At 44.7% G+C, this 16,262-nt stretch carries 14 protein-coding genes; 1 reads left to right on the forward strand and 13 read right to left on the reverse strand.

Features of this window, described 5'->3' with window-relative positions:
• Positions 1 to 93: 93 nt before the first annotated feature.
• Both BEL04_RS07565 and BEL04_RS07570 read right to left on the reverse strand, forming a co-directional pair.
• The gene (locus BEL04_RS07565; protein ID WP_066001914.1) at positions 94 to 552 is read right to left on the reverse strand and encodes a dCMP deaminase family protein; all 459 of its coding nucleotides are present in this window, start codon (positions 550 to 552) and stop codon (positions 94 to 96) included.
• Positions 553 to 561: 9 nt separating this feature from the next.
• Entirely contained in the window at positions 562 to 2,040 is a 1,479-nt protein-coding gene (locus BEL04_RS07570; protein ID WP_066001916.1) for an MFS transporter, read from the reverse strand.
• Positions 2,041 to 2,201: 161 nt separating this feature from the next.
• Here BEL04_RS07570 and BEL04_RS07575 point away from each other — a divergent pair, with 161 nt between their 5' ends.
• Complete coding sequence (locus BEL04_RS07575) at positions 2,202 to 2,843, forward strand: LysE family translocator (RefSeq protein WP_066001919.1); 642 nt, start codon at positions 2,202 to 2,204, stop codon at positions 2,841 to 2,843.
• 590 nt (positions 2,844 to 3,433) lie between these two features.
• Here BEL04_RS07575 and BEL04_RS07580 read toward each other — a convergent pair.
• The 11 genes from BEL04_RS07580 to BEL04_RS07630 form a co-directional block, all read right to left on the reverse strand.
• Positions 3,434 to 5,341 (reverse strand): class II glutamine amidotransferase, encoded by a 1,908-nt coding sequence (locus BEL04_RS07580; RefSeq protein ID WP_066001921.1) that lies wholly within the window; start codon positions 5,339 to 5,341, stop codon positions 3,434 to 3,436.
• 347 nt (positions 5,342 to 5,688) lie between these two features.
• The gene (locus BEL04_RS07585; RefSeq protein ID WP_066001924.1) at positions 5,689 to 6,048 is read right to left on the reverse strand and encodes a DUF5615 family PIN-like protein; all 360 of its coding nucleotides are present in this window, start codon (positions 6,046 to 6,048) and stop codon (positions 5,689 to 5,691) included.
• Entirely contained in the window at positions 6,048 to 6,275 is a 228-nt protein-coding gene (locus tag BEL04_RS07590; protein ID WP_066001926.1) for a DUF433 domain-containing protein, read from the reverse strand. Before BEL04_RS07590 ends, BEL04_RS07585 begins: the two co-directional genes overlap by 1 nt.
• A gap of 112 nt (positions 6,276 to 6,387) precedes the next feature.
• Positions 6,388 to 7,692 carry an ammonium transporter gene (locus BEL04_RS07595; RefSeq protein ID WP_066001929.1) on the reverse strand — a complete coding sequence of 435 codons (1,305 nt, stop codon included), beginning with the start codon at positions 7,690 to 7,692 and terminating at the stop codon, positions 6,388 to 6,390.
• A 94-nt stretch (positions 7,693 to 7,786) separates the two neighbouring features.
• Entirely contained in the window at positions 7,787 to 9,289 is a 1,503-nt protein-coding gene (locus BEL04_RS07600; RefSeq protein ID WP_066001931.1) for an NADH-quinone oxidoreductase subunit N, read from the reverse strand.
• Between the two features lie 3 nt (positions 9,290 to 9,292).
• Entirely contained in the window at positions 9,293 to 11,170 is a 1,878-nt protein-coding gene (locus tag BEL04_RS07605) for a mucoidy inhibitor MuiA family protein (protein ID WP_066001934.1), read from the reverse strand.
• A gap of 9 nt (positions 11,171 to 11,179) precedes the next feature.
• Complete coding sequence (locus BEL04_RS07610; RefSeq protein WP_066001936.1) at positions 11,180 to 12,784, reverse strand: NuoM family protein; 1,605 nt, start codon at positions 12,782 to 12,784, stop codon at positions 11,180 to 11,182.
• A gap of 2 nt (positions 12,785 to 12,786) precedes the next feature.
• Positions 12,787 to 14,814 (reverse strand): NADH-quinone oxidoreductase subunit L, encoded by a 2,028-nt coding sequence (nuoL, locus tag BEL04_RS07615; RefSeq protein ID WP_066001938.1) that lies wholly within the window; start codon positions 14,812 to 14,814, stop codon positions 12,787 to 12,789.
• 13 nt (positions 14,815 to 14,827) lie between these two features.
• The gene (gene nuoK / locus BEL04_RS07620; RefSeq protein ID WP_066001940.1) at positions 14,828 to 15,133 is read right to left on the reverse strand and encodes an NADH-quinone oxidoreductase subunit NuoK; all 306 of its coding nucleotides are present in this window, start codon (positions 15,131 to 15,133) and stop codon (positions 14,828 to 14,830) included.
• A complete protein-coding gene (locus BEL04_RS07625; protein WP_066001943.1) occupies positions 15,130 to 15,675 on the reverse strand; it encodes an NADH-quinone oxidoreductase subunit J in 546 nt (181 codons plus the stop codon). Before BEL04_RS07625 ends, nuoK begins: the two co-directional genes overlap by 4 nt.
• Positions 15,672 to 16,262, reverse strand: a complete 591-nt coding sequence (locus BEL04_RS07630; protein ID WP_066001944.1) for a 4Fe-4S binding protein — start codon at positions 16,260 to 16,262, stop codon at positions 15,672 to 15,674. Before BEL04_RS07630 ends, BEL04_RS07625 begins: the two co-directional genes overlap by 4 nt.

Consider the following 16,262-nt stretch of genomic DNA (forward strand, 5'->3'; position numbering starts at 1 on the left):
AAGCCAAAAGTTAAAAAAGGAAGCGGGGTATAGTCTTGGGGGGGCAGCTTGAGTGCCTTTCTGACTTTTTAATTTTGGCTTTTGACTTAAGCCTTACTCCTCTATCCGGACAACCGCAACCCCAAAGCGCCTTAAAAACTCAACGCCCTCATCAAAAGGCAGGCCTTTGTACGCGGCGTACGATTTTTGAAAGTACACTTTAGTTATCCCGGCCGAAAATATAAGCCTGGCACAGGGTAAACAAGGCGACAAGGTGGTATACAAAGTAGCGCCTTCCAATCGTGTGCCGTTTTTTACGGCATATAATATGGCGTTCTCTTCAGCATGTAACGCCAATGAACAGCTGCCTTTGGCATCGCGGGCGCAGCCTGTACCTGGCCATTCCTCATCGCAATTATGCGTACCGGCAGGTGGGCCGTTGTACCCGATGGATATAATACGGGTATCTTTAGCTAAAACAGCGCCAACCTGGGCCTTAACGCAGTGTGAACGTTTGGCCAGGTCGAGCGCCAGGTTCATGAATATTTCGTCGAAACCGGGTTTAGTGGTCATTGGTATATATTAGTGGCTGCCACCAGCTTCTATCTTGTCAAAATCGATACCTTGTTCTATCAAAGCACTTTTAGCTTTGATAGCATAAAATGCCAGATAGGCAAAGCAGGCAACTCCAACCAGGTAACTCCATTGTATACCTAATAAGCCATCACCTGCCAGATAGCCCTGCAATAAACTGATGAACCCGCCACCCATAATCATCATGATCAGAAAGCTGCCGCCCTCATTGCTGTGGCTGCCCAAACCGGTAACCGCCAGCGTATAGATACAAGGCCATAAAGTTGAACAGAATAACCCTACAGTGATAAACGCGAATACGCTTACCATTCCGTTCGACAGCATACCTACGAATAATGCGGTAATGGCACAACCCGAAAATATTAATAACTGCCGCGCCGGATTGCCTTTACTTAACAGGTTGGCAACTATCAGCGCCACGATCACGATCGCATACACATAAAACTGTGCAATATCTTTATGTGCGATCGCATTAACTATCAGGAACACTACAAAAGCAATATATGGCATTACAAGCGCCAATACTTTTTTCATCCCTTCACCAAAGTTAAAGGCGCCTACTGATGCTGTCCAGCGGCCAATCATCAAACTTGCCCAGTACAGGGAAATGAAGGGTGCTATGCTATCGGTAGCCGTATGCAGCTTATCTTTCATAAAAGCAGGTAAATTACTGGCTGTTGATACCTCAACCCCAACATAAACAAATATGGCAATCATCCCCAGCGTTAATTGCGGGAAACTCAAAGCGCTTCTTCTGTTATTGGTTGGCTTAACTGTATTTGAAACATCCGTTGGCGAACTAATAGCTTCTTCGTCGCTTACGCCGTGTATCTTGTTGGGTACTCCCGAGAATTTAAATATGATAGCGACCAGGATAAATGCTGCACCCAATATAAGGTACGGGAACTTAACTGCACTGATGTCGGCTACGCTTTTGGTGCCGGTAACGCTGCCGAAAATGGCAAGGTTAACCAATAACGGGCCTATCGTGGTACCAAAGTTATTTACACCGCCGGCCAGACTTAAACGCTGCGCGCCGGTTTTAGGATCGCCCAAAGCAACAACCAGGGTATTGGCGGCTATCTGTTGCAGCGAGAAGCCCAGGCCTACAATAAACAAACCACTTATCATCAGTACAAAAGACGCACTCTCTGCTGCCGGGAAGAACAACAGTGTACCCAAAGCCGATATAATGAGGCCGACAGCAATGCCGTTTTTATAGCCGTAGCGGTTTAGCACATCCTGGCCCATGGCTTTCGAAACAAAAAAGTAAATAATTGAGCCCACTGTATATGCTACATAAAAAGCAAAAGATATCATTTGCGACATCCATTGCTCCAGGTGCAGTTTCTCTTTAAAAACGGGGATCAGGATATCGTTGCTTGCTGCAACAAAACCCCAGAAAAAGAATACGGTAATTAAAGTATACAGCGCGGCGCCGTAATTTTTGGTGCTGTTTTGTTCCATGAATTTTTGTATTGGTGTTGGTTAGTGTACCTTTTACGCTATAAACATAGTTTAAATTTTATAATTATCTAACTTTAAATTTTCAATTCAATAGTTTTAAAATTTCTTTCTATTTAATATAAAGTTGCATATTCGCATTAATGAATACGAGGCCATAATTAATGATAGAAGCCATTATTACCGGCATTGGGTTTGGCTTAGTACTATCGGTACTAACCGGGCCCGTTTTTTTCGCCTTGATCAAAACCAGTATTGAAAAAGGTTTTCATGCCGGCGTAGCTATGGCCCTTGGGGTTGTAACAAGCGATATGGTGTTCATCGGAGCCATCCTTTTCGGCTCACAACTCATTAGCTTTAAAGTTGATACCAGGATAGTTGGAGCAGTAGGCAGCACCATATTATTTATTATCGGCGTTTATTACATATTCAAAAAAGCCGAGATCAGTTATAGTACCACGCCGATAAAAAGTAACCGCGCAGGCTTTTTTCTGAAGGGTTTCCTGATGTGCATTTTCAACCCTACCCTGTTGTTTCATTGGGTAACCGTAATCGGCGCTGCCAGCACTTATTACCCTGAAGACGTGCATAACCGCCAGTTAAAAATAGCTATTATGTTCATCACCATCCTGGCTGTGCAATTCTCGATGGATACGACCAAGGCCTTTTACGCCAACAAACTACGCGACCGGATCTCCGAAAAATCCGTCCATCGCCTAAACCAGGTAGCCGGTATTGCGCTCATTATAGCCGCGCTGATTTTGGTGGATAAGATATTTACGCATTTTATTTTTGGAGGTAAGTAAATACAATAAATGAGAAGAACATTATTTATTTACCGTACTGACTATTTTACTCAACGTGTTATGTGCCCGCATCTCTGATTCATTGCATATAAACTCAATTCCTTTTATAAGCTTTTTCGGTTTTTAACCACTGGCTTTGTTATTGTGGCATCTGTGGAGAATGAGAAAGTTAAGATAACCGGTCGTGGTTTCCTATGGGGGAGCTTAGTATCATTCATACCGGCCATTATTGTAGTAATTAACGACGTTAGCCACTGGGGCTGATAGTAAAATACACCTGCCACCTTTTGAGCTCTTCAGGCACATGGGTATTTATGGGTGTTTTTGCGATTTTCTGGTCAAATATGCCCTAAATCAATCTAAATGCAACTTTTCAACATTCTGCACCCATTAAACACATGGGTATTTAATGGGTACACCCATGAGTTATAATTTGGGAGTAACTACAAACCCAAAGCCTCGCGCCAAACTTACAATATAGCAAAAATTGGCTTAAAATCCAACAGATATGATAAAAGAACAAGGAGCAAAGAACAAAGACTTTCATTAAATCTTTATTCCTTGCTCCTTGTTCTTTAGTCTAAACCAAATCACATATAAGCCCGCTGGTTCTTGCCTTCCATCCAGTTTACAAAGGCGCGGTTAACTACCTTGTTGCCGCCGGCAGTAGGGTAATTGCCCGAAAAATACCAGTCGCCGATATGATTAGGGCAGGCGATATGCAGGTTATCCAGGGTTTGATAAACCACTTGTACTTTGGCTTTAATTTCTTTGGGTGTGATGATTTGTGCTATACGGTCGGATATTTCCTGATCGGTAAACGGTGCGTAAATTTCTTTTACATAGTTCTCTACCTGCTCTTTCGGCAATTTCGAACTGTTTTGGCATTTCTCGTAAACATCCGCGATCACCTGGTAACGGCCGCTCTCTTTCAGCAAACTGATAGCTGCTTCAAAAGCCACAAACTCGCCCATGCGCGACATGTCGATACCATAACAATCGGGATAACGGATCTGCGGCGCCGATGATACTACAACGATCTTCTTCGGCCCCAGCCTGTCAAGTATCTTCAGGATACTTTGCTTCAGCGTAGTACCACGTACAATCGAATCATCTAATGCAACCAGTGTATCAGCACCGCCTTTGATCACGCCATAGGTCGTATCATACACATGCGCTACCATTTCGCTGCGGTCGGCATCCTGGGTAATAAAAGTGCGTAGTTTTACATCCTTAATGGCTATCTTTTCGATACGCGGCGCCATGTTGAGCACTTTCGTGATTTCTTTATCTGTCAGCGCTCCTGCTTTGCTTAACAAGATATCGCGCTGCTGCTGTTTAATGTATTTATGCATACCCTCAACCAGGCCGTAATATGCTATTTCGGCTGTGTTGGGGATGTAAGAGAACACTGTGTTTTCCATGTCGTGATCTACAGCACTCAATATCTGATCGCACAATAACCTGCCCAGTTGTTTACGCTCACGGTAAATATCCGCATCGCTGCCGCGCGAAAAGTAGATCCGCTCAAACGAGCACGCTTTTTTCTCAACCGGATCGCTGAACATTTCCTCGGTTATCTTGCCGTTCTTTTTCACCACAAGCGCATGGCCCGGCTGTACTTCCTTAATATCTCCTATCGGCACATTAAAGGCAGTTTGTATAGCGGGCCTTTCCGAAGCAGCTACGACAATCTCATCGTTAACATAATAAAATGCCGGGCGGATCCCTGCCGGGTCGCGCATTACAAACGCGTCGCCATGGCCGAAGATACCCGATATGGTATAACCTCCGTCCCAGTTCTTGGCCGATTTCTTCAGGATCTTGGCTACATCCAGATCCTTAGCGATCAGCCTGCTGATCTCGGCATTATCATCCAAACCTTCGCGTTTATACTGGTCGAACAAACCCTGTACCTCACTATCCAGAAAGTGGCCGATTTTTTCCAGTACCGTTACCGTATCGGCTTTTTCTTTAGGGTGCTGACCAAGGTCGTACAGTTGCTGCAAAAGCTCATCAACGTTAGTCATGTTAAAATTGCCGGCAATCACCAGGTTACGCGTCATCCAGTTGTTCTGGCGTAAAAACGGGTGGCAATTCTCCACACTGTTCTTCCCATGGGTACCATAACGCAAATGGCCCAATAAAACTTCGCCGGTGAAACTAACGTTGTTTTTGAGCCATTCTGCATCAGCCATTTTTTCGGGCTGTTCTTTTTGTATGTCGGCAAACTTCTTCTGGATGTATTCAAATATATCTGCCACAGCATTCGATGCCATCGACCGGTGCCTGCTGATGTAACGCTTACCCGGTTCGATATCGAGCTTGATGGTAGCTACGCCGGCGCCGTCCTGCCCCCGGTTGTGCTGCTTTTCCATTAGCAGGTACAACTTATTGAGGCCGTAAAGTGCCGTGCCGTATTTTTTTTGGTAATAAGATAGGGGCTTTAAAAGACGAATAAATGCGATGCCGCACTCGTGTTTTATCGATTCGCTCATGTTGGATATTAAGCACGCAAAGTTAGTGCTTTATTATCAAATTGTAAAGACGAATCATTCCTAAAAACGCTTAAATGAGTACAATATGACAGTTTTTGAGTTTCTGACAAATCTGCAGAAAGAGGTGTTTATTAGTAAAAATTTTGTAGTAAATCAAAGATAATTCGATCAATTATTCTTTGATAGCAGTTATTGCCTTCGATCAATCATTCAATAACTCAATAATTCAGTCATTGACAACTTGGGCGTTGTCTGCGGCCCGGCTATCCGCTCATACTGCACGGGCATTAGCCACAGGGCCGGTATCCGCTCCTATCACTAACGCGAAGAGTTAATCAATAAAGAGATTACTTAGCAATATAACTCAATCGGTTTTTATCTACTTCAACAAGAAAACTATCGTAGCCATCAAGCTTAACAATCGCAGCTAAATTAGTTTCGATAATGTCCATCAGTTCAGCATTCGAAATATTGCCAAGGTTAATTTTGATTAGTTTCTTTGGAGTATTCCGGACTAAAAAGCTATCCCGAAAATCGGCATCTTTTGTAATCACAACAAAACCACCGGCATCCGCAAAAGAACATATCTCATTATCGGTTGTGTTCCAGTTATTCAATATATTATTGACGTGGATACACTCAAACCCCAATAAAATCAAACGATTAACAAGTTTATAAGAAATGTGTACATCACATAAAAACTTCATCAGGCAACATCTTGCAATGAATGTCCCGACAAAGTTAATTTAGCGTATTGCAGGCTCGCCAAAATATCATCCTTCTCTAATTCCGGATGATCACCCAATATCTCTTCCGCTAACATACCAGAACTCAGCATATCGATAATAACTTCAACCGGCCAGCGCATTCCACGTATACATGGCTTGCCATGGCAGATTTCAGGATCGATAGTTATACGGCTAAGTAAATTCATTACACAAATATCGGTAATTAATTTATTATCAACAATTACGAAACTTATCCTTACAGCGATAACGCTTTTATATTAAAAATTCGAAATTGAACATCCGAAATTCGAAATCCCGCTACAACTTCTCCCCGTGCTGGCTGATATCCAAACCTATTGCCTCCTCTTCTGCCGAAACACGCAGCGGCGTAATCATATCAGTTATTTTGAGCAACAGCAGCGAGCCAAAGAAGGCGAATATCGAAACGCCGACCAATGCCTCCAGTTGGGTCAAAAACAAATGCCATTCGCCAAAGAACAAACCGTTACCCGTAGTATTGCCGCCGTTGATGTTTTTATGGGCAAATACACCGGTAAGTACCATACCTACCATACCGCCCACACCGTGGCATGGAAAAACGTCTAAAGTATCGTCGATCGTGGTACGTGTACGCCATTCAACCACCAGGTTGCTCACCAACGACGAAATAACGCCGATAGCCAGCGAGTGCGGGATAGATACAAAACCCGCAGCCGGGGTAATGGCCACTAAGCCCACCACAGCACCGATACAGGCGCCCATTGCGCTTGGTTTTTTACCACGGAGCAGGTCGACGTTGATCCAGCAAACTGCAGCTGCCGCCGATGCTGTTGTACTGGTAGCCAACGCTGTAACCGCAAGCGGGTTAGCGCCCATGGCCGAACCGGCATTAAAACCAAACCAGCCAAACCAAAGCAGGCCGGTACCGATCATCACATAAGTTATCCGGGCAGGCGAATGATTGGGCTCATTGCGCCGTTTTAAATAAAGCGCCGATGCCAGCGCCGCCCATCCGGCCGACATGTGTACTACCGTGCCACCGGCAAAATCGAGCACGCCTAACTTAAACAACAACCCATCCGGGTGCCAGGTGCAATGCGCCAGCGGGGCGTATATACATACAAAGAACAAACAGATAAATACCACGTACGAGTTAAAACGGATCCTCTCGGCAAAAGCGCCGGTGATCAGCGCCGGGGTAATGATGGCAAATTTTAACTGGTACATAGCAAATAGCAGCAGCGGTATGGTAGGCGCCAGTTTCCAAACCTGGTTACCGAGCATGCCTTTCATCATAAAAAACGTACGCGGGTCGCCTATAATGCCATGTATCGAATTGCCAAAGGCTAAACTAAACCCGAACGTTATCCAGATAACCGTGATAACGGCCATACAGATGAAGCTCTGGAACATGGTCGAGATCACATTTTTCTTATTCACCATACCGCCGTAAAAAAAGGCAAGGCCCGGGGTCATGATCAGTACCAAACCTGTAGCGCTTAGCATCCAGGCGGTGTCGGCAGCGTCAATCTTTCCGTTCGAATTAACTACCTGGATAGACGGGTAAATAAAAGTGAGGATAACAAGAAATGCCAGAATAGCAAAGGGGACGTAGCGTTTCATTTATAATTTCAAAAACCTGTTAAATAGATTTCCAAAATTATAAAATTTCTACATTTTCGGTATACATTACCTAATTTATATTACATATATCATATTAATTAAGCAGATTGCTCAAAAATTGGGGAAATATTCCCAAAAACAGCAAAAAAACCGACAGGAAACAAACCATCATCAGTAAATACCGGTGATTAACGATCAGATCGTCGGCATGATGCTCGTTTTTCTTCAAAAACATATACAGCGGTATCTTGATATAATAAAAAAGCGCGATCAGCGTAGTAGCTGCCCCTGTTATCATTAACGCCAGCAGCCAACCGTTACGTGTTTGCTCATACATCGTATATGCAGCCGAAAAAACAAGTAGCTTACCGTTAAAACCGGCCGTAACCGGCAACCCCGCTAAGGATATCAGGATAATTACAAAACAAACAGACGGCAGCGGGTAGCGCAATCCTACTCCCTTAAAACTATCGAGGGTAGCAGCGCCTATTTTGTTAACGTAGTACGTCGCCAGCATCAGCGCGGCCAGGTTAGCCACAGCGTATACTGCGAGGTAGAACACCAGCGAAGATATACCCTGTTGCGAAAATGTAGTAACGGCCATTAACGCAAAACCCGTATGGCCGATGCTCGAGTAGGCCAGCAGCCTTTTGATGTTCTTTTGCCAGATAGCCGCAAGGTTACCCACAATCATCGTCACAATACCTACAACCGATAAAAACAACCTGAAATCGAAAGTCGACCAGTAGGCGTTGAATGCAAAAGGCCTCAGAAAATTAACCAGCAATGCAAAACCTGCAATTTTGGGTAGCGTAGACAGGTATGCAGTAACCGGGGTCGCCGCACCCTGATAAACATCGGGTACCCAAAAATGCATCGGTACAAATGACAATTTGAAACCTATACCAACCAGTACCAGCACCATGGCGAGCGACACGCTGACCGGGTGCGCCAATATCAGGTTGGTAACAAAGTCGCCCGAGAAAATATCCATCGTACCTGCAAAACCGTATAACAGGGATATACCGTAAAGCATAATGGCCGACGAAGTAGCACCAAACAGGACGTATTTCATACCTGCTTCGGTACTCACAGCCGTGTCAGACCGGTAAGCGGCCATCAGGTACGATGCAATAGATACCATCTCGACCGAAATATAGATACTCAGCAGGTTTACCGCCATCGTCATTAAATGCAAGCCTAATAACGATGCGATAATAATCGAATACAGATCGGCCAGCCCTTTATAATGCGAGCGCAGGGCTTTATCCCAGGGCAGATAAAGCAATATCAGCAAGGCTGCAACATCAATTATCAGCTTAAATAAGGTGAAGGTATGATGCAGCAACAACATCCCGTTAAACAGGAAGTGCGATTGGCTTAATGTGGTTAATTCACGGTAAGTTTCAAATGTTACCAATACCATGCCGGCCAATGCAATTGTGCGGCAAAACACAGGGTTCTGCTTGCCCGCAAACAGATAGGTAATAAAAACCAGCAAAAACAAAACACTCAGCAATAGTTCGGGCACAAAAAAGTGCAAACTATCTGTAATATTTTTAAGCTGTGCGGGTATGTATGGTATCAGGTCGTTCATTAATTATTGAACTATAACTTGTTGGTTTTTGGGATATTTAACCTGGTAACGCAGATCAAGCTTTTTCTCTTCAGCCGGACTAAGTTTAAGTACCCATTGTAGCTTGCCATCCAGGTCGTTTATTTTACCACCTGATAGTTCCTGTTTCTCCACTTCGATAGCTGTGTTTTGCGAAACCGGCACCTGGTCCTCAACTAAAAGATTTATTACCTGGTTCTTCCGGTTTTTAACATCGATCAGCCAGTCTTTGGTTTCCTTTTTGTTCGAACCAATAATCTGCCGTTGAGTGGTATTTTTTTGAAGGGTGCGTGTTACCACGATATTTTTATCTGTACCCAGCGAAAGATTCAGGGTATCGCTCGAAGAATGCGTATCAAGTAAGGATTTGCCGATATATGTATCCTCAAAAAACAAATTAGCCTCTCCCGAAAGGAAATTATACTTATTCCAGTCGACCAGTTGAGCTGTCAGGAAAACATCGGTATTGAGCTTAGGCGCCACAAAATATTGAAAGCTGGCATTCAGATCAAACTGACCAATATCGACCACATATTGTTTGCCATCGCTCGGTATGCTGTATGGGTTATTGATATTAAAATCAACGTTGGTTTGGTTCTCTTCCTGATCCACCAAAACCGGGATAGTTTCCATGGAAGCTGCTCCCCTGATCCGTACTTTATCCGAATTAACAGCAACTCCGGCCGCACGCCCCTCTAATGCGCTGCCGTAACCCGTAACAACAACCTCATTTAAAGAGTTATGCGAAGCCTCCAGGCTTACATTCATGCTGGCCGAAGTAACACGGCGTTCCAGTGTTTCGTAACCTATATATGAAAACACCAGTGTCTGGCTGCCCTGTGGTACCTGCAATGAATAATTTCCGTTTGCATCACTTGCTGTACCGATAGACGTACCTTTAACTTTGACGCTAACACCAATTAAAGACGTCCCATCAGTGCGATCTGTTATACGCCCGGTAACGCGTGTTATGTTTTCTGCCTGGTTGCTATACACCATCCCATAGTTCAGATAATAAGGCTTAAGCTCTGGTTTACTGCCGCTCACACTGGGGTTTCCTGTCGATAAGATCAGCTTTACATCTTTCCATTCTTCGCCGCATTGTTGCGATACATTGGCTTTATAAGCAATATTGATCGGACTGTTCACATCCTTAGCGCGGATATCGTAGGTTGGGTACCAGCCGGCATTATGTACCAGATAGCTTAAAGTAAACTGTGAACGCGTTGCCACTTTAGATGAAATGGTGACAATGATATCACTTGTATTTTTGGTGCTGCCGCGCGATATATCGGCAATCTGGCTGGTAAACTTATTTAGTTCAAGGTTTAAAGCGGCCAACTCTGTGTTGATTACTTGCTGTTTTTTTCTGAGCACGGTTAGCCGCTGCGTCTGGAAGTCCAACGCCTGCTGCAGTTTCAAAACATCGAGGTTAACATTCTGCCCGCTAACAACCTGGTTTTTGAGCAGCATACTTTCCTCTTCTTTATAGATCGAAAGCTGGTCGGTCTGTAAGGTTATTTTATCTTTGATGAGTTTTTGCTGATCCTGCAGCTCTTCTATTTGTTTTAGCTTGGTTTGCTGGTTCAAAAAGTTAAGTTCCTGCTTTACCGATAAAATGGTAAAAGGACCGGCCGCATGTACTTGTATGCTTTGCACATCGATATCCGGTGAAATACCCTGGAATGTTACGGTTGATGTACCTGTAACAATATTGACCATTGCACTGCGCGTTACCTGCGCACCTGTTAAAAACACAGTTATTTTTTCGGGCTTTGAGGTGACCTTCTGATCTTCATTGGCGTTTGCCAATCCGCAAACCAGCAACAGGAGAAAACATAAGTTGATAAACTTCTTGTCCATAAGGTTAGGTTATTTGGTATGCATAAATTGTATCAGCGCCAGTACCGAATCGTTGATCTTATCAAAAGCCAGCGAAGGCATTACACCCAGCGCCAGCGTGAGCAAAGCCAAAGGTACCAGGGCTATCATTTCACGTTTCCCGAGGTCGGTCAGGGCCAGTTTCCATATATCGCCGCCTTTTAAATGCGTTTCGCCAAAAAACATTCGCTGCAGCGTCCATAAAAAATAGCCGGCACTTAATAATATCCCTACCGAACCGCAAACAGCCATCCAGGTTGGCAATAAACCGTTAAATACATGCGAGTTAAAGGCGCCCAGCAAGCTGAATGCTTCGGCTATGAATGCCGAGAAACCGGGCAGGCCCAGCGATGCAAAAAATGCGATCATCACAAAAACGGTATATCGTGGCAGCAAAGTACCCAACCCACGGAAGCTGTAAATATCCCTGTTATGTACGCGGTTATAAATTACACCAACCAGGTAAAACAACATGGTTGATAAAAAGCCGTGGCTCACCATTTGCATAACTGCACCGCTTACGCCTTCGGCGGTTTGTGAGGCTATCCCAAGCAGCACAAAGCCCATATGCGATACAGAGGAATAGGCGATCAGCTTCTTCAAATCGCGCTGGGCAAGCGCGTTAAGCGCACCGTACAAAATAGATATCACCCCCAACAGTCCCAACCAAAAAGCGCCGGAAGTTGCTACCTCGGGGAAGATGCCCAGGCAGATACGGATAATACCGTATCCTCCTATTTTCAACAGTACTCCGGCCAGGATGATCGATACCGGCGTAGGTGCTTCCACGTGTGCGTCGGGCAGCCAGGTGTGCAAAGGCACTACCGGTACTTTGATGGCAAATGCGATGAAAAGGACTATGAAGCCCACCGTACGTGCCGGGAAACCCAACAGGGTTTGATGGCTCAGGATACTAAAAATCGAGTCTTTATCATAATTAGCCGGGTTCATCATCTGGATGATGTTGAAAGTATGGTAACCCGTTGCCGGGTCTTTAACCGAAAAGTATAGCCCCAGCATCACCAGCAGCATAAATACCGAGCCGAACAGTGTGAAGAGGAAGAACTTAATAGCCGCGTATTCGCGCCGGACACCGCCCCAGATGCCTATCAGGAAGTAAAGCGGCAGCAGCATTAATTCATAAAAAATGTAGAACAAAAAGAAATCGAGTGAGCAGAATACGCCCGTTACTGCCATATCAAGCAATAAAAATAACGCAAAATATCCTTTATGGTTTTTATTGATTTCCCAGGATGACAAAGCGGCGATGACCATAACGATAGATGACATTACCAGCATCAGGATGGAAACACCGTCAACACCAACGAAATAATCGATCTGCATTTTGCCCATGCCCCCCAGGTTAAGGCCTATCCAGTGTACTTTCTCTACATACTGATACTGCCCTTCATTACTTATTCCTGCAAAATTCGGCCCTGTTTTAAAATGAATATACAGCCATACACTTAACACCAGTTGCAACAGTGTGGCAAACAGTGTAATGTATCTGAAAAGATTCCGCAGGCTATCGGGCAATACCAGAACGAGTAAGCCAAATAACAAAGGCGAAAATATAAGTAACGATAGTATATTCATCTTTAAATAAACGTCTTTAAAATATACAATGCCAGCACAATGATGAGCATAGTAAACAGGTAACCCTGTACCCTGCCGGTTTGAAAACCACGAATGAAATTACCCGCCTGTTTTACAAAATAGGTAATCGAGTGGATAATCCCGTCAATAATATACCGATCTATCCAGGCCGAAATACGGCTCAATACCAGCCCTGTTCCTGCAATCAATTTGACGATGCCGTCAATAACATAAGTATCAAACCACGATGCGGCGCGGCTTAAACCAACTACAGCTCTTACGATTATACCGTTATAAAATGTATCGATATACCACTGATTATAGGACATGTTAAACAACACACCCTTAAATTTAAGCCATTGCAGTTTTTGCCTGACGTACACCCCATAGGCTATCAGTACTACGCAAACACTTAGCGCGCTGATGAGGAACGGGACCAACTCGCCGGAACTTTCGGTTTTATTTACCATATCAGCAAAGCCCTTAACTATCCAGGCGCTTTCGAATTTCAGCGGGTTTAACGAGAATAAAGGAAATAATGAGCCCAATGCGAGCAAGATCATCGGCAGGTACAACAGCGGGTTTTCTTCGTGAGCTTCCGGTTCGCTATCGGCACTAATGCCTTCTAACCCCGACTCACCAAAAAACACCTTAAACATTAAACGGCCAATGTAAAAAGCAGTAAGTAAGCTTGTGAGCACCGCACCTATCGGGATGATCGAATAAGCCCATCCTTTACCTTCTGCCCAAGCAAAGCCCTGGATCAATATACCATCTTTAGATAGGCAACCGGCTGTTAACGGGAAACCTATCAAAGCCAGCGCTGCAACGCAACAGGTTATAAAAGTTACCGGCATAATTTTGCGCAGGCCACCCATGTTATTAATATTCTGCGCATCGATATGTAAGCGATGTTTACGTTTCAGGTGCTGCATTTCGTGGATAATCACACCTGCAGCTAAAAACAATAAACATTTAAAAAATGCATGGGTAGCCAGGTGGAATAAGGCCGACGAATAAGCGCCGATCCCCATCGCCATCATCATGTAACCTAACTGCGATATGGTGGAATAGGCCAGTATCCGTTTCAGGTCGGTTTGCGTTAGCGCGATGGTGGCCGCCATAAAAGCGGTAAAGCAACCTACAATGGCAATAACTGTTAGGACTTCGGTATTAAACAAAGGATAAACCCTGCCCAGTAAAAATATGCCCGCAGCAACCATGGTAGCAGCATGGATGAGCGCCGAAACCGAGGTGGGGCCTTCCATGGCGTCAGGCAGCCAGGTATGTAAGGGAAACTGTGCCGACTTGGCAACGGCGCCAGCCAGGAAACACAGGCCTGCAATTGTTACCGATTTAGTAGCAGTTGCTGTAGCAGCAGCAGTCGCTAATGAGTGATCACCGAATAAGGTAACGATATCAAAAGTATCGTAATGCGTATACACCAGCATAATACCGGTGAGCAAGGCCACATCGCCTATCCGGTTCATGAGGAAAGCTTTTTTATTGGCCTGAATAGCTTTTTCGCGCGTAAACCAAAAACCGATAAGCAGGTACGAAGCAAAACCCACCATCTCCCAAAAAGCATAAAGCAGCAGCAGGTTATCCACTACCACCAAAGCCAGCATAGCAAAACAAAAAAGGCTGAGATAGGCAAAGTACCGCGTGTAATGGTTATCGCCTTTCATATAAGCGATGGAATAAACATGAACCGGCAAGGCTATAGCCGATACCAGTAACAACATGAGTACCGACAGGTTATTGAGCCAGATGCCTAAGCGGATTTGTGTACTGCCAACAGTAAACCATATCTGCTGCACATGCAGCGCCGGTTGGTTCCAAACCTCAAAAAACACGAATACAGAGAGCGCCAGACTTGCGCCAATAGCCAAGCCCGAAAGCACTCCAGATAGTTTGCTCTGCCTGGGTACAATAAAAAGGTTGAGCAAAAAAGCCACAAACGGCAATACAACCGCCGTAACGGCCAATTGTATAACGGAAATATCCGAATGTGTTAAAACTGTTTCCAAACTTGCTAAACTATTAGTCTTTCAATCTTTCCACCTTTGCCGGGTCGATCGTTTTGTATTGCCGGTATACATTTAAAATTATCGCTAAGGCAACCGCCACGGCCGCTGCTGCAAGTACAATGGCAAACAAGGCGAATACCTGTCCGCTGTTAGCTAAGTCATCATACTTACCAAAGGCTACCAGGTTCAGTATCGCCGCATTGATCATCAGTTCAATACCGATCAATATCTGAATGGCATTGCGCTTTGATAACACGATATAAATCCCGATGCAAAACAGGCCTGCGCTGATGAACATGAAATCGGATAACATACTCATAGCTTATGCTCCTCCTTCCGGGATAAATGCACCGCACCAATCAGTGCCATCATTAATATAATTGAGATCACTTCGAAAGGCAGTAAGTAGTTTGTCATCAGGTTTACACCGATGTTACCCAGATTATCCGTACGTGGCGGATTTACTCGCTGCGCATGTTGTATCCAGACGATGCCATCGGGCCGCGCCTTAATGATTGCATTTACCAGGATCACCAAAAACAAACCTGCGGCAAGCAGCGCCGCCATATTGTTGATGGCAATAAACTTATTACCGGTTTTGTTCTGCAGGCTGTTTAACGTTTCCTTGTTCGATAACATAAAGGCGAACAACATCAGCACCAATACGCCGCCAACGTAGATCACAATCTGCGTTACGGCCACAAAATCGGCCAGGGCAAAAACGTACAGCCCCGCCAGGGCAAACAACGTTACAAAAAACATAAAAACAGAGCGTACCAGGTTTTTGCTTGCAGCAACAATTAATGCCGATGCCAGCGCAGTAAAACCCATTACGTAAAATAAAACCTGGTTTATGTTCATTCTCCGTTTTCCTTTTTCTTCATAGCAGCTAATTTGGCCGCCTGTTTTTCGGCCTGCTGCTCGTCAAATAGCCGGCGTTTTTCTTCGGCCAAAGCCGGGTCCATTTCCGAAAATTTATACGTCAGCAAATCAAGCTCCTGTACGCTTTTGTCGTACTGGTTCGTCATGGTAATACACTCTGTCGGGCAAACTACGGTACACAGGCCGCAATACATACACTTAGCCATGTCGATATCGAACTTGGCCGCATACAGCCTTTTAGTCGTACCATCGGATGTTTGCCCGATAGCTTCTGTCGCTTTTATCGCCTCGATATCGATGCAATCAACCGGGCATATCTTGGCGCACAGGTCGCATACAATGCAATCGTCCATCTCCACAAAAAGCTGGTAGCGCCCAACTTCCGGGACGGGTAACTGTTGCGACGGGTATTGTATGGTGTTCGTGCCCCGGTTTTGTTCGGTAAAATAATTGTCGGATTTTACCGAATCCATCACCCTGCGTTTTTTTGAAGCAAATAAATGCTTCAGCGTAAGGAACAACCCTCCGAATACCGTTTTCAATCCTATAGCTCCGCTCTTTGCCAT

Source organism: Mucilaginibacter sp. PPCGB 2223 (assembly GCF_001705515.1).
Lineage (GTDB): Bacteria > Bacteroidota > Bacteroidia > Sphingobacteriales > Sphingobacteriaceae > Mucilaginibacter.

What these genes read in the sequence shown, in the direction of transcription:
- BEL04_RS07565 (WP_066001914.1), bottom strand. Translation starts at nt 552, where the DNA reads ATGACCACTAAACCCGGTTTCGACGAAATATTCATGAACCTGGCGCTC.
- BEL04_RS07570 (WP_066001916.1), bottom strand. Translation starts at nt 2,040, where the DNA reads ATGGAACAAAACAGCACCAAAAATTACGGCGCCGCGCTGTATACTTTA.
- BEL04_RS07575 (WP_066001919.1), top strand. Translation starts at nt 2,202, where the DNA reads ATGATAGAAGCCATTATTACCGGCATTGGGTTTGGCTTAGTACTATCG.
- BEL04_RS07580 (WP_066001921.1), bottom strand. Translation starts at nt 5,341, where the DNA reads ATGAGCGAATCGATAAAACACGAGTGCGGCATCGCATTTATTCGTCTT.
- BEL04_RS07585 (WP_066001924.1), bottom strand. Translation starts at nt 6,048, where the DNA reads ATGAAGTTTTTATGTGATGTACACATTTCTTATAAACTTGTTAATCGT.
- BEL04_RS07590 (WP_066001926.1), bottom strand. Translation starts at nt 6,275, where the DNA reads ATGAATTTACTTAGCCGTATAACTATCGATCCTGAAATCTGCCATGGC.
- BEL04_RS07595 (WP_066001929.1), bottom strand. Translation starts at nt 7,692, where the DNA reads ATGAAACGCTACGTCCCCTTTGCTATTCTGGCATTTCTTGTTATCCTC.
- BEL04_RS07600 (WP_066001931.1), bottom strand. Translation starts at nt 9,289, where the DNA reads ATGAACGACCTGATACCATACATACCCGCACAGCTTAAAAATATTACA.
- BEL04_RS07605 (WP_066001934.1), bottom strand. Translation starts at nt 11,170, where the DNA reads ATGGACAAGAAGTTTATCAACTTATGTTTTCTCCTGTTGCTGGTTTGC.
- BEL04_RS07610 (WP_066001936.1), bottom strand. Translation starts at nt 12,784, where the DNA reads ATGAATATACTATCGTTACTTATATTTTCGCCTTTGTTATTTGGCTTA.
- nuoK (WP_066001940.1), bottom strand. Translation starts at nt 15,133, where the DNA reads ATGAGTATGTTATCCGATTTCATGTTCATCAGCGCAGGCCTGTTTTGC.
- BEL04_RS07625 (WP_066001943.1), bottom strand. Translation starts at nt 15,675, where the DNA reads ATGAACATAAACCAGGTTTTATTTTACGTAATGGGTTTTACTGCGCTG.
- BEL04_RS07630 (WP_066001944.1), bottom strand. Translation starts at nt 16,262, where the DNA reads ATGGCAAAGAGCGGAGCTATAGGATTGAAAACGGTATTCGGAGGGTTG.